Raw genomic sequence first — 13154 nt, 5'->3', positions numbered from 1 at the left:
CTCAGGGGATCCGGTCAGATACGGCAGGCGTGGATGCTGCTGACCAGGATGGCGCGGGCGCCAAGATCGTACAGCTCATCCATGATGCGGTTGGTTTCCTTCTTGGGGACCATGGAACGCACGGCCACCCATTCCGAGTCCCGCAGCGGGGAGACGGTGGGTGATTCAAGGCCCGGGGTGAGCGCAGCAGCGTCCTCCACCAGGTCCTTGCGGATGTCGTAGTCCATCAGCACGTACTGGCGGGCTACAAGGACGCCCTGCAGTCGACGGATGAGGACGTCGATTTCCTTGGCAGTGCCGTTCGCGGCACCACCGGGACCCGTGCGCCTGATCAGCACGGCCTCGGACTTAAGAATGGGATCGCCGAAAATTTCCATGCCGGCTGCTTTGAGCGTATTGCCCGTCTCGACGACATCGGCAATGGCGTCGGCGACGCCGAGCCGCACCGATGACTCGACGGCACCGTCCAGTCGGACCACCTTGGCGTTCACACCCCGATCCGCCAGGTAGTCGCGCAGGAGCCCGTCGTAACTGGTGGCGAGGCGCTTGCCTTCGAGCTGCTCGACGCCGGTGAAGTCACCTACGGGGCCAGCGAAACGGAAGGTGGAAGGGGCAAAGCCCAAGGGAAGGAGTTCTTCGGCTTCCACCTTTGCGTCAAGCAGGAGGTCGCGTCCGGTGATTCCGACGTCCAGGGTTCCCTGGCCCACATACACCGCGATGTCGCGGGGGCGCAGGAAGAAGAACTCAATGTCATTGTCGGGATCAACCATGACCAGTTCGCGGGTGTCGCGGCGCTGGCGGTACCCAGCCTCGGACAACATTGCAGAGGCGGCTTCTGACAGGGATCCCTTGTTGGGGACTGCTACACGGAGCATGGTGAGACTTTCTGTTTGGAATGGAGGTTTTCAGGCACTTCGGCCACGCAGCTGGCTCCGCTTAATGAAGGCGGAGTGGCGTGGCTAGAGATGCTTGTAAACGTCTTCCAGGTTGAGGCCCTTGGCGAGCATGAGGACCTGCAGGTGGTACAGCAACTGGGAGATTTCCTCGGCAGCGGCTTCATCGGATTCGTACTCGGCGGCCATCCAGACTTCGGCGGCCTCTTCGACCACTTTCTTACCGATGCCGTGGATTCCGGAGTCCAGTTCGGCAACCGTACGCGAGCCTGCCGGGCGGGTCGCTGCTTTCTCACTCAGTTCTGCGAACAGCGTCTCGAAATTCTTCACGCCCTACAGACTACTTGCTTAGGGGCTGGCACCGCTTGTTGGGGCGTTGCATGACGAAGGGGATGTGAGTGAAGACACACCCACATCCCCTTCAACGCTTGCTGTCCCAGTATCAGCTGTACCGCTTCGGTGTCAGCTGTACTGCTTGAGCGTCACTGCCGTGGCAAGGGCCGCAGTCACTGCCTCGTGTCCCTTGTCTTCGTTGGAGCCCGGGAGGCCTGCGCGGTCCAAGCCCTGCTGTTCCGTATCGCAGGTCAGGACGCCGAACCCGACCGGAACGCCGGTGCGGACACTGACATCGGTGAGTCCCGACGTCGCGGCTTGGCATACGTACTCGAAGTGCGGCGTTCCGCCGCGGATTACAACACCGAGGGCCACGACGGCGTCAAAGTGCGGTGCGAGCCGGGCCGCGGCAACCGGGAGTTCGAAGCTGCCGGGGACGCGCAGCAGGGTGGGCTCGGCGATGCCGGCTTCCTTGGCCGCGCGGAGTGCACCATCAACCAGTCCGTCCATGATCTGGGTATGCCAGCTTGCTGCCACAATGGCGAGCTTGAGCTGCGAGGTTTCCTCGGGCTTGAGGGTGGTGAGGTCGATGGTGGGTGCGCCGTGTCCGCTCATTGTTTGCTGGAATTCCGTTCAGTCTTGTTCGTTGTCAAAGGGGCTTCGGGACGGGGTCTTTCCGTTGCCGACGGGCTCGGTTTCGAGCGTCAGACGGTGATCCATCCGGTCTTTCTTGGTCTGCAAATAGCGAACGTTCTGTTCACGCGAAGGAACCTCGGTGGGAACCATTTCCACCACCGCGACGCCAGCCTGGGCCAGGCGGTTCTGCTTGTCCGGATTGTTGCTGAGTAACCGGACTTCATGCAGACCCATCTCGGCCAGGATCTGACCCGCGGCACTGTAGGAGCGCGCGTCTACCGGCAGGCCCAGCTGTTCGTTGGCCTCGACGGTATCGAAACCGGCTTCCTGCAGCGCGTAGGCCTTGATCTTGTTGGCGAGGCCAATGCCGCGCCCTTCCTGCCCGCGCAAGTACAACAGCGTTCCACCCTCAGCGTGGATGAGTTCCAGGGCAAAGGCCAATTGCTCGCCGCAATCGCAGCGATAAGATCCGAAGACGTCGCCAGTGAGGCATTCGGAGTGCAGGCGCACCAGTGGTGCCTGGCCATCCCTAGGCGGGTTGGGGGAACTCACGGCTAGGTGTTCCACGCCCGTAACGTGGTCCGTCCAGGCCTGGGCTACAAAGTCCCCGAAGGCTGTGGGCAGCTGGACAATCGGGCCGCCGCTCACCGGGTGGGGTGTGGGCTCGGTGTCGCCGCTGCTGCGCGTTGTCGGTGCGGTCATCGCTTCTCCTCGTCTGCCACTGAAACGTGTGCCGTCTGGGACTCTACCGCGTCAACGTATGCCACCAGATCCTCAATGGAGATGAGGGGGCATCCGTGTTCGGCGGCGAAATCGCGCAGGCTGTCCAGGCGCATCATTTCACCATCGTCATGTACCAACTCAGCGATCACGCCAACCGGAGCAAGCCCGGCAAGCCGACACAGGTCCACGGCTGCTTCCGTGTGTCCCGGACGTTCACGCACTCCCCCTTTAACCGCCCGAAGCGGGAAAATATGCCCGGGGCGTGTAATCGCCGCCGGAGTGCTCTGCGGGTCGGCGAGGATCCGGGCCGTCAACGCGCGGTCCGTGGCCGAGATACCAGTGCTCACTCCGATGGCCGCATCGCAGGAAACAGTGTAGGCAGTGCCTTTGGCGTCCTCATTGACTGCCACCATGGGCGGAAGCGCCAGGGCATCCGCACGTTCCGCTTCAAGCGGAACGCAAATGACGCCAGATGAATACCGGATGGTCCACCCCATGAGGGCGGGCGTGGCATGTTCGGCAGCGAAAATGATGTCGCCTTCGTTCTCGCGGTCTTCGTTGTCCACCACGATGACTGCTTGGCCGGCAGCCATCGCCGCAATCGCAGCTTCCACGGGATCCAGGCCTGTACGGCCCGTCGGCGCCGAGACCGTCTTGGTCGGGGTGCTCATCGCGCAGCCTCCTGGTTCCCGGCTGACTCGCTGGCCGTTTCCTCGCTGGACGTTTCCGCGCTTGCGCGGTGCGCCGGTGAGCCCTGCGGAGCGAAGGACAGGAGCCTCTCGGTGTACTTGGCAAGCACATCCACTTCCAGGTTCACCCGTGCACCAACAGGCTTGGCCCCCAGTCCTGTCTCCTCCAGAGTCGTAGGGATGAGGCCTACTTCGAACCATGGAGACGCTTCAGCTGCGGCGCTCACGGCCGTCACGGTCAGCGAAACACCGTCGACGGCGATCGAACCCTTCTCGGCAATGTACCGTGCCAGCGGCCCAGGGACGCCAAAGCGCAAACGGTCCCAGTTGCCCAGCGGCTCCCGTTCCAGCAGCTCACCCACGCCGTCAACATGTCCTTGGACCACATGGCCGTCCAGGCGCCCGCCGGCAGGGACGCAGCGCTCAAGGTTCACGGTATCGCCCGCGGCCAACTCGCCGATGGTGGTGCGGACCAGGGTCTCCCCCATGACGTCGACGCTGAAATCCTGCCCGTCAATCTGAGTTGCGGTGAGGCAGACTCCATTGACTGCGATGGAACCTCCCAAGGCTAGGCCCTCAGTGCTCGTCGGGGCTTTCAGCCGCAGCGTCGCGCTGGCATCGCCGTCGCGGTCAATACCCAGGACGGTGCCCTGTTCGGCAACGATTCCGGTAAACATCAGTGTCCTCCTGTGACGTATTCCGCAGCTTCACTGCGCGGAATGGAATTCTTGGTTGTGTTGGCCGCTGCTGTAGCGACCGCTGATCTCATTGACCGCAAATGCAGCCGAAGGTCGTTGCCGAGGGTCTGTACGGCCCCGCCACCGGCGTCGTCCCAGGCCCAGTGCTGGGCATCGGCCAACGTGGTAATGCCGAGATCGTTCAGCGCAGGCGTTCCGGATCCCAAAAGGGTTGGAGCAAGATAGACGATCAGTTCGTCCACCAATCCAGCAGCAAGGAACGTACTGAGGATGCTGGAGCCGCCTTCCACCATGACGTGCCTGACGCCTTGGTGGAACAGTTGGCTGAGCGCTTCCGCCGGCTCCCTGGTTTGCAGGTGCACAAAGAGGCCATCGGTTCCGCGTACCGCTGCATCTTCGGGAACTTCCCTAAAACCCATGACGGCGCGGAGCGGCTGGCGCTGCGCCAGGCTGCCGTCGGATGCCCGGGCCGTCAAACGGGGGTTGTCGATGAGGACCGTGCCAGTGCCCACCAGGATGGCATCGATGAGGCCCCGCAATCCGTGGTTGTCCGCGAGGGACTCAGGACTGGAAATCCATTGACTGGTACCGTCCACAGCGGCGATGCGGCTGTCCAGCGTCTGGGCAATGTGCAATGTGACGAAAGGACGTTTGGTTGCGACGGCGTCGAACCATTCGCGGTTCAGGTCAAACGCCTTGTCGGCGGCGAGACCGGATTCGACGTCGACTCCCGCTGCTTGCAGGGTACGGGCGCCTCCCGCGGCGGGATCGTGGGGATCATCGATGGCGTAAATCACCCTTGAGATCCCGGCGTCAATGATGGCCTGTGCGCAGGGCCCGGTACGGCCAACGTGGTTGCAGGGCTCCAAGGTGACCACCATGGTGGTTCCTGCAAGGTCCACGCCCTGACGACGTGCCTCAAGAATGGCATCTGCCTCGGCATGGGCCGTGCCGGCTCCCCGATGGTAGCCGACGGCGAGCTGTTCGCCCCCGGGACTGAGCACAACGGCGCCCACCAACGGGTTGGCTCCACGCGGCCCGCCCAAAGCCGCCGCAAGGGCCACATCCATAGCCGCAGTCTCGGCGGTATTGAAAAATTTGGGGTTCAGAGTCACGGAGCGACTCCCACAACGGCCGGGACGGGGCCAGCCGAGGCGCGTTCGCGCTTCTCTGCCCGCCACCACACGAAGAAACCGGTCAACGTAAAGAATCCATAGAAGAGGTACATGACGGCACTGGCGTAGTATCCGGCGCTGAAGAGCAATGGGACGCCAACTATGTCAACGGCTACCCAGATGAGCCAGAACTCCGTCCATCCGCGGGCCATACCGTACGTGGCCAGCAGGGAACCTGTGAATGTCCAGGCATCAGCCCAAACGGGCGGGTAGGAGCCCAGTGCGTCGAAGAGCGGAGTCAATGCGGCCGTTCCAGCCACCATTGCCCCAATGAGGGCGATGCGGACTTTGGTACTGGCCCAGCCCGGAACGATTGCGCGTCCTTGGGTGCTGGCCTGCCGGCCTTGCTGCCAGCGGTACCAGCCATAGACGGCGACGGTTATGAACATGATCTGCCGTGCAGCCTGTCCCCATAGGGTTGCGGGAGCGGCTGCGCCGAAAACGTTGCCGAGGAAGACCGTCAGCAGGAGGATATTCCCCACGATGCCTATAGGCCACGCCCAGACTTTGCGGCGCATTCCGCCGAGGGCGCTGGCGAGCCCAAAGATGTTGCCAAGCACTTCGCGTAAGACAAGCGCAGATCCTCCAACGGGAATCTGTGCTTCGAAGAGCCATCGCAGAAAGTCCATGCCGTTCCTTCCCAGTAAGCCGCGATGGCTCCGGGGGTGTACGACAGCACACTGCGCGGCGTCTCTAAGGACGCACACAGCATGACTGTACGTGCTTCTCCCATCCAGACTTTAACTGTCGGTACCGGAATTCCACCGGTTCAACCGTTTGCCAGCGGTTTCCAATTGCTTGGATCCCAAGGCGCGCGGGTCGCGGACTATAACCGCCGGTTCGGACTTACACCGACCCCGGAGCACGTATGTGTGTTGCTATTCTGCCACAACTGCGGAGATGCCTGAGCTATTCCCCGCAATCTTCGTAACATCTGATGACGGTCGTCACGGTTTCGCCGAGCCGCCCGTCATCGCAGCCTTGGACCCGGCCGCGCGGAGCCGATCAATTGCCGCCGCAGGGTCTTCATCCCCGTACACAGCCGAGCCTGCCACGAAGACGTTCGCGCCTGCTTCAGCTGCGCGGAGGATGGTTTCCTCAGTGATCCCGCCATCCACCTGGATGGCCACACCGATGCCGGATCCGTCAATGGCTGCGCGGGCGCGGCGGATCTTGGGCAAGGTGATGTCCAGGAAGGACTGGCCACCAAAGCCCGGTTCAACCGTCATGATCAGGAGCATGTCCAGTTCGCTGAGCATGTCCAAATACGGCTCAACCGGAGTGGCGGGCCGCAATGCCATACCGGCTTTTGAGCCTCGGGCCCGCAGTTCACGGGCAAGCTTGACCGGCGCCATGGCAGCCTCGGCATGAAATGTCACCGAGGCGACGCCGGCGTCCGCGTAGGCAGGTGCCCACCGGTCAGCGTCTGAAATCATCAGGTGCGCGTCCAAGGGAACCGGGCTGACAGCTTGGATCCGCTGTACCACGGGCAGGCCAAGCGTCAGGTTGGGAACGAAGTGGTTGTCCATGACATCCACGTGCACGGCATCGGCATTGCCGATCCGCTGCAGCTCCGCCTCGAGGTTGACGAAGTCTGCGGACAGGATGCTCGGGTTGATACAGCACTGAGACAAGGCAGCCCCTTTGGGTCAGTTGTTTTATCGATTGAGTTCAAGCGAGGGTGGCCGCTGGGTAGGACTTCCTGCGGAACCAGTACTTTATTGCGGAGCTAGGACTTTTTGCGGATGAGCGCCATGAACATGGCATCCGTGTGGTGAACGTGCGGCCAAAGCTGGGCCGTAAGCTCGTGCCCGGCCCCAAGGCCTCCGGTGAGGCTAACAGCGTCCAGTGCCTGTCCGGCGTCGAGCATCTCAAGGTCATCACGCTTTCCCATGACGTCACCCACAACGGCGGTGGTTTCCGCCGGGTGAGGTGAACACGTCACGTAAGCCACCACGCCACCGGGCTTGACGGCGTCGATCGCCGATATCAGCAGTTCACGCTGCAGTGGACCAAGGTCCGCGATGTCCTTGGGTGCACGGCGCCACCGTGATTCGGGACGCCTGCGCAAGGCACCCAGACCACTGCAGGGAACGTCCACCAACACCCGGTCAAAGGAGTCGGGCTGTTCGCCGCCAACCTCCCGGCCATCACCGGTCCGCACCGCCCAGGATTCCGCAGGCACCGCAGACAGCGCCTGCTGGACCAGCTTGGCGCGGTGCGGGGCGGGCTCGTTGGCCAGCAACGTGGCGCCATCGCGGTGAGCCAAGGCGGCAAGCAAGGCAGCTTTGCCTCCTGGACCTGCGCACAAATCCAGCCAGCGCTCTCCTTCCCGGGCAGGTGCGCCGAGATCGACGCTTGCAACGGCGCGGGCTACGAGTTGTGAGCCAACATCCTGAACGCGGGTAGTGCCCTTTCGGACGGACTCGAGCCGGCCAAGGTCGCCTCCGGCCGATAGCGCGGAATCCTCTACCAGCTCTCCGGCTGTAGCCCCGTTCTCGAAAGCTTCATCAAGGTTCCCCAGCCCTGGCAGGGCAACCAGATTCACTACAGGCGCCGCGTTGTCGGCCTCCAGCAGGGCGTCAATCTCGGTTTTGGATCTCCCATGATTCACCAACGATTGGCGAAGTGCGCGGACGATCCATTCCGGGTGAGCGTGACGCAGGGCAGCAATCTTGGTCTCGTCGGTCTCCTGCTCCAGCAGGATGTCCAGCCACTCAGCCATGGTGTGCGCGGTGACTTTGCGCAGGACGGCGTTGATGAGCGCAGACGGCCCGGCGCCAATGACCGCGCGGGCCAGGCCAACGGTTTGGTCCAGCGCAGCATGTGCAGGGACACGCATGGAGAGCAGCTGATGGGCGCCGATGCGCAAGGCATCAAGGATCGCCGGATCGAGTTGCTCGAGGGGCCGGTCCACGCAGCGGGCCAGGATGGCATCATACGTGCCCTGACCTCGCAGGGCACCATAGCTCAGCTCGGTGGCAAAACCAGCGTCGCGGCGGTCCAGCCGGTGTTCCCGGATTCTGGCAGGAAGGACAAGATTGGCGTACGCGTCTTCCGAGGCGACGGCGCGGAGGACTTCGTAAGCTACCAAGCGCGCAGGATCAGCACGGCGCGTGCGTTGGGATGGGGCGTTGTTGGAGTAGCCCCTCTGGGGCCCCCTGTTTCGTTCCCTGCCTTGGGCATTGCGCTTGCTGTCGCTGCGGCCTCCACGATTGGCGTGTCCGCCACCGTCCCGGCTCCCGCTGTTGTTGGGGCCTCGCCGGCCGGACTCGCTCATTCGAATACCACTTTCTCAGGTGCAGCCAAGCCGCGGGCCCAGTCGGCCGGCGACATCATCTTTTTGCCGGCGGGTTGAATCCGCCCCAATTCCACTGCATGGGAACCAGTGCCTACCAGCACTGACTTTCCATCGACGCGGACGGCTCCGGGAGCAATATCCGTGACGTCGGGCCGGAGCCCTACGGGTTCAAGCTTGATCCGTTGACCCTCCAGCGTTGTCCACGCGCCCGGCTCGGGCGTCACGCCACGTGCCCTGCGATTCACGGCAAGTGCGGGCTGCTGCCAGTCCAACCGTCCGTCCTCGAGCGACAGTTTGGGGGCCAGGGAAACCTCGCCGGTCTGCGGCTGCGGTGCCGCCTGACCGGCGTCGATGGCGGACAGCGTCTGGCTGAGGAGGACGGCGCCACTCAGGGAAAGACGCTCAAGAAGATCGCCAGAAGTGTCATCCGTCCGCACGGTTTCGGTTAGCGTCCCAAACACCGGGCCGGTATCCAGCCCTTCTTCCAGTTGGAAGGTGGCCGCCCCGGTGACGTCATCACCTGCGATGATGGAGCGCTGCACTGGAGCGGCGCCACGCCACGCGGGCAGAAGCGAGAAGTGGAGATTGACCCATCCATGCCGGGGAACGCCCAGGGCAGCGCGGGGAACGATTGCCCCATAAGCCACGATGGCGGCTACATCTGGAGCAATTTCAGCAATTCGAGCCGTAGTGTCAGCATCCACCTTGGCAGCGCGAATGACCTCGATGCCAAGTTCCTCTGCTCGGGCGGCAACCGGCGACGGCGTCAGGACGCGTTTGCGTCCCAACGGTGCGTCCGGGCGGGTCAGGACTGCAACGACGTCGAAACCGGCCTTCACCAAGGCGTCCAAGGATGGGACGGCAACGGCGGGGGTTCCTGCAAAGAGGACCCTCACTCGGGAGCCCCGAAACTACCGCCACCGAAGCTGGACCCAACAGAGCTTGCCCGCTTGGACGTGGTCTGCTCGGTCACAGCGTGGTAGTTGGCGTTTCGGATGGCACGCAGCGCGGCTTTTCGGTCTTGGCCCTCAAGCCTGTCCGTGAAAAGGACGCCGTCCAGGTGATCAGTCTCGTGCTGGAAGCAACGCGCCAGCATTCCCTCCGCCTCAACCGATACCGGATTGCCATTGAGATCCACGCCGGTAGCGCGCGTTGCGCGGTGACGGCGTACCGGGAAACCAAGGCCAGGTATGGAGAGGCAGCCCTCGACTTCGTCAGGCTGGAAATCTTCGCTGTTTTCAAGGACCGGGTTGATGATGTGGCCCTCAACACCACCAATGCGATAGGTGAAGACGCGCTGGCTGACGCCCACCTGGGGAGCGGCAAGGCCTGCGCCTTCCACGTCCTCCATGGTTTCCATCATGTCTGTGACCAGCTTGGCGAGCTCCGGACCGAATTCAGTGACGGGATCGGCTACGGTGCGCAACACCGGATCCCCAATGATTCGGATACTCAAAATTGCCATCTGCTGTCAGTCCTCACGATCGTCACACTCTGGTCCGGCTGTTGCGGAGCCTAAGCCAGTTTAGTTGAGTGCAGGCTGCTGCCGCTGTCCCCCGCCCCAGCGCCGGCAGGCACCAGGGACGCGGACTCCAACGACGGCGACACGAACGAGGGCGGCGGGACGGGCATGAGTGCCTGCCCGGCCGCAGTTACATCGGCTGACATCTCCCATACGCGCCTCAGGGCACAGAACTTCCACCAATGGTGCTTAAGGACGTCCGGGTTGGCTCGTTGAGGCCTTACTTCCGTTTCTCCGATGGCGACCGCCAACAACATGGGATTCTCACCAAACTTCCATGGCTCCCACTCCCCCGCTACCGGGTCCACGAGGCTCTCTTCCGCCTTCATCCCCGCCACCAGCTGCATCACGACTTTGTCGTCGAGGGCCTTAACAGTGCCATCGCGGGTGGTGCCCTTGGTCTTGTAATCGATCAGGCAGATGCGCCCGTTAATCCGCGCAACGAGGTCCAGGGTGCCGGCATAGCCAACTGTCTTGTTCCAGACAGTGATTTCCGGAGCCAGCGGCTCCACCCTGTACAGTTCCCACCATTCGTCGAATCGGGCTGCAAAGGCCTGCTCACCGTTGGAGGCCAACTCATCGCGGCATTCCTGCATCCGATGCGGACGACCCAGGGCGCGCAGGGCTACCTGCTCACAGTAATTGTGGACGCGATCGCCTCTTGCCGCAGCTTGGTCCCTGTAGGTCTCAGCAGCTTTGGAAGCCTTGTTGACCGCCTGCCGGATCCTTGCAGGGCTGCCCAGTAAGGCGGGAAGTTCGGGATCTGCGGCCAAGCTGCTTGCTCCCATATAACTGAACCAACCGTCCAGCGAATGCGCCTGCTGCCCTATCACCGTGGTGATTGAGGGGACAGAGAATTGCTCTGTTGTGGAGCGGGCGTACATACGTCCGTAGTCGGTAGCGTGGGCAAGAAGTGGAGCAGTCATATAAAGACTCTGACACACAGCACCGACAGAATTCCCCTCAGCTGCCAGGCGTGCCTGTGCTTATACCGCTTTCAGCGGGCCGTTCCCCAAAAATCATGGCTGCCTGTTCAGCCGGCAGGCGGGCGAGCTTTGCCGCAAGAATGGGCGACGTTGCGGCCAGGTCTTCCAGGAATGCCTTGGGGTCTTCGGCTTCTGTTGATCCATTCATGCTGATGCTGTGCACGGGCGGGCAATTTTGTGACGCGGAATGCTCTGTATTCACCGATGGTGGCTCGCAAGATTTCGTTCCCGCCGAAACTTGCACTCAAGGCAGTCTGCAGGGCATCGACGGCACAATCGACAGTGTCGTTGACATGGCAGCGCTGCTCAATGACAAAAGCCCTGGTACGGGCGCTGGCCAGGCAAAGGTAGAGCAGCAGTTGACCATCAACCAGGCGGCGGCGGAATGAAGAGTGCAAAGGGGGAATGCAAGTGGGGAAGAGCGCGTGGTTGGCGTTCTTCCCCACTTGGGGTCACTGCGGGGGCCGCGGGTAGCGGCCCCTGCGGTGTTGTTTACCAGTTGTGTTGTTTACCAACTGTGTTGTTTACCGGCTGTGGTGCTGTTGCTGGTGTTGGTTGGTGTTGGTGTTAGTTGTTGCTGGTGCGGCGGTTGCGGACGACCATCAGGGCTGCACCGACGACGAGGAGGGCACCGGCTGCGTAGAGAATGCCGGTTCCGACGCCACCGGTCAGCGGCAGCTGGAAGCCGCTGTTGGAGGGGATGTTCTTCACTTCAAGGTCGATGCCGACCGTGGTGGTGGTGCCGTTGATCAGGAAGGACACCGGCTCGGCGAGCAGTTCATACCCTGCCGGGGCGGTGGTCTCTACCAGGTAGTACGTGCGGTAGTCCGGGGTTCCGGGTGCGACGGCTGCGCCGTTGGCCCAGTCCGAGTACCGCAGGCCCGAGATCGTCAGGGTGCCGTCCGCGGCGACGGTGAAGACCGTCTGGCCGTTGAGGTCAACCGGGTTCGTGCCGGCCTTCGCGTCGGCTTCGTTGGTGTAGACGGAGAACGCGGCGCCGGCAAGGGCTGCACCGTTTTGGTTGACCTTCTGCAGCGTCATTTCGCCCCACTTGGTCACGACCGGGGGCGTGACGACCGGGCCACCGGGCTGGCCCGGTGCGACAGTGAAGCTGGCAGCGTTCGGGTACACGAGGGCTTCGTTTTCGATCTCACCAATGGTGTTGACCTTGGTGTTGACCATGACCTGCACCCGGGTGTCAGTGTGGGCTGCCAGTTTGGCCCGGCCGGCGGCGGTGAAGATGACCGAGACGGTGTTGGTCGCGGCGTCGAAGGACACGGTGTAATCCGTGCCGGCCGTGATGGGCGTGCCGTCAACGAGGGTCGCGGACGCGCCGACGTAGGTCAGCTTCGGGTCCAGGACGTCCACGATCTTGTAGCCATCGATGACGGCTTCGTTCGGGATGTCACCGGTGATGGTGAAGTCGATCTGGTCCCCGAGCTTCACGTCAGGGGCATCCGTGACGGTCTTCTCGGCCCCGGCAACGGAGTTCTTCGGGTAGACGTGGACGTCGTAGATCCAGTTGTCCTTGTTATCCGGGTCCGTCAACGGCACGGACACCAGGAACGGGGCCGACGGTGTCACACCGGCCGGGTAGTTCGTTTCGGTCACCAGGTACAGGCCAACAGGCAACGCGGTGAAACCGGCGGTCCCGGCAGCGTCGGTGGTTTTCGCCTGGGCAGCGCCCAGGGTGTAGCCGGCACCGGTGATCGAGGCCGCCGGGTTGGCCGGGGCGAACACGCCCGAAAGGTTGTGCGCGGCGTCCCAGCCGGCGTTGGTGGACAGGTCGATGGTGTTGACCTGCTGGATCGTGAACTCGATACCGGCCAACGGTGTCAGGCCGGTGGTGTCCACGGACGTGCCGTTGTTCGGCAGGCCCGTCGGAGTGGCGGGGCGTTCGAACTTGTGGACCGTGATGGAACCGGTCTGGTCCCCGTCAACCAACGGTGCGGCCGAAGCCGGGGCCACGGAGAAGGACATCGCCAACACCGCCCCGGCGATCGTGGCGGCGGCGGTCTTCCAAACCCGCCCGGTGTGGTGATTACTCACTGTGTTTTCCTCTTTCATCGTGATGGTTTTTCATGCTGGTGGTACTTGGAGATGGACATGCACCGCCCGCCCCGCAAACATGCATGCGGGGCCGGGGGGGAACTCTTCTTCTAGGTGCTGATCGGCTAGTGCCGGGTGGTAGTGGACCG

General features: G+C 63.0%; 16 protein-coding genes and 1 riboswitch. Of the genes, 1 reads left to right on the top strand and 15 read right to left on the bottom strand.

What is annotated here, in order from left to right; genetic code table 11:
• Positions 1 to 14: 14 nt before the first annotated feature.
• From hisG to AC1DD5_RS12965, 14 genes are all read right to left on the bottom strand, one after another.
• Positions 15 to 875, bottom strand: coding sequence for an ATP phosphoribosyltransferase (gene hisG / locus AC1DD5_RS13030; protein ID WP_224089667.1), 861 nt, complete (start codon positions 873 to 875; stop codon positions 15 to 17).
• A gap of 84 nt (positions 876 to 959) precedes the next feature.
• The gene (locus tag AC1DD5_RS13025; RefSeq protein WP_326335399.1) at positions 960 to 1223 is read right to left on the bottom strand and encodes a phosphoribosyl-ATP diphosphatase; all 264 of its coding nucleotides are present in this window, start codon (positions 1221 to 1223) and stop codon (positions 960 to 962) included.
• A gap of 132 nt (positions 1224 to 1355) precedes the next feature.
• Complete coding sequence (ribH, locus tag AC1DD5_RS13020) at positions 1356 to 1841, bottom strand: 6,7-dimethyl-8-ribityllumazine synthase (protein ID WP_223948696.1); 486 nt, start codon at positions 1839 to 1841, stop codon at positions 1356 to 1358.
• Between the two features lie 18 nt (positions 1842 to 1859).
• Positions 1860 to 2564 carry a GTP cyclohydrolase II gene (gene ribA, locus AC1DD5_RS13015; RefSeq protein ID WP_477516463.1) on the bottom strand — a complete coding sequence of 235 codons (705 nt, stop codon included), beginning with the start codon at positions 2562 to 2564 and terminating at the stop codon, positions 1860 to 1862.
• A complete protein-coding gene (gene ribB / locus AC1DD5_RS13010) occupies positions 2561 to 3256 on the bottom strand; it encodes a 3,4-dihydroxy-2-butanone-4-phosphate synthase (RefSeq protein ID WP_477521691.1) in 696 nt (231 codons plus the stop codon). The genes ribA and ribB overlap by 4 nt, the downstream gene beginning before the upstream one ends.
• Complete coding sequence (locus tag AC1DD5_RS13005; protein WP_477521690.1) at positions 3253 to 3951, bottom strand: riboflavin synthase; 699 nt, start codon at positions 3949 to 3951, stop codon at positions 3253 to 3255. Before AC1DD5_RS13005 ends, ribB begins: the two co-directional genes overlap by 4 nt.
• Complete coding sequence (gene ribD / locus AC1DD5_RS13000; RefSeq protein WP_477521733.1) at positions 3951 to 5042, bottom strand: bifunctional diaminohydroxyphosphoribosylaminopyrimidine deaminase/5-amino-6-(5-phosphoribosylamino)uracil reductase RibD; 1092 nt, start codon at positions 5040 to 5042, stop codon at positions 3951 to 3953. The genes AC1DD5_RS13005 and ribD overlap by 1 nt, the downstream gene beginning before the upstream one ends.
• 41 nt (positions 5043 to 5083) lie before the next feature.
• Positions 5084 to 5776 carry a nicotinamide riboside transporter PnuC gene (gene pnuC, locus AC1DD5_RS12995; protein ID WP_477521689.1) on the bottom strand — a complete coding sequence of 231 codons (693 nt, stop codon included), beginning with the start codon at positions 5774 to 5776 and terminating at the stop codon, positions 5084 to 5086.
• Positions 5777 to 5863: 87 nt separating this feature from the next.
• Positions 5864 to 6017: riboswitch (FMN riboswitch) on the bottom strand.
• Between the two features lie 77 nt (positions 6018 to 6094).
• Positions 6095 to 6781: a ribulose-phosphate 3-epimerase gene (gene rpe / locus AC1DD5_RS12990; RefSeq protein ID WP_431119869.1), complete on the bottom strand. Its 687-nt coding sequence runs from the start codon at positions 6779 to 6781 to the stop codon at positions 6095 to 6097.
• A gap of 95 nt (positions 6782 to 6876) precedes the next feature.
• Positions 6877 to 8427 (bottom strand): RsmB/NOP family class I SAM-dependent RNA methyltransferase, encoded by a 1551-nt coding sequence (locus AC1DD5_RS12985; RefSeq protein ID WP_477521688.1) that lies wholly within the window; start codon positions 8425 to 8427, stop codon positions 6877 to 6879.
• Positions 8424 to 9344, bottom strand: a complete 921-nt coding sequence (gene fmt, locus AC1DD5_RS12980) for a methionyl-tRNA formyltransferase (RefSeq protein ID WP_477521687.1) — start codon at positions 9342 to 9344, stop codon at positions 8424 to 8426. The genes AC1DD5_RS12985 and fmt overlap by 4 nt, the downstream gene beginning before the upstream one ends.
• The gene (def, locus tag AC1DD5_RS12975) at positions 9341 to 9913 is read right to left on the bottom strand and encodes a peptide deformylase (RefSeq protein WP_477521686.1); all 573 of its coding nucleotides are present in this window, start codon (positions 9911 to 9913) and stop codon (positions 9341 to 9343) included. The genes fmt and def overlap by 4 nt, the downstream gene beginning before the upstream one ends.
• A gap of 50 nt (positions 9914 to 9963) precedes the next feature.
• Positions 9964 to 10896 carry a cytochrome gene (locus tag AC1DD5_RS12970; RefSeq protein ID WP_477521685.1) on the bottom strand — a complete coding sequence of 311 codons (933 nt, stop codon included), beginning with the start codon at positions 10894 to 10896 and terminating at the stop codon, positions 9964 to 9966.
• Positions 10897 to 10933: 37 nt separating this feature from the next.
• Positions 10934 to 11104, bottom strand: coding sequence for a hypothetical protein (locus AC1DD5_RS12965; protein ID WP_477521684.1), 171 nt, complete (start codon positions 11102 to 11104; stop codon positions 10934 to 10936).
• Between AC1DD5_RS12965 and AC1DD5_RS12960 the strand changes: the two genes are divergently transcribed.
• A complete protein-coding gene (locus tag AC1DD5_RS12960) occupies positions 11103 to 11345 on the top strand; it encodes a hypothetical protein (protein WP_477521683.1) in 243 nt (80 codons plus the stop codon). The genes AC1DD5_RS12965 and AC1DD5_RS12960 overlap by 2 nt on opposite strands.
• A 178-nt stretch (positions 11346 to 11523) precedes the next feature.
• Here the strand turns inward: AC1DD5_RS12960 and AC1DD5_RS12955 are convergent, their stop codons facing one another.
• On the bottom strand, positions 11524 to 13005 hold the full coding sequence (locus tag AC1DD5_RS12955) for a SpaH/EbpB family LPXTG-anchored major pilin (protein ID WP_477521682.1): 1482 nt from the start codon (positions 13003 to 13005) through the stop codon (positions 11524 to 11526).
• Between the last annotated feature and the right edge of the window lie 149 nt (positions 13006 to 13154).

The organism is Paenarthrobacter sp. 10L420 (assembly GCF_056395385.1).
This window is presented reverse-complemented; position numbering and strand designations above follow the sequence as displayed.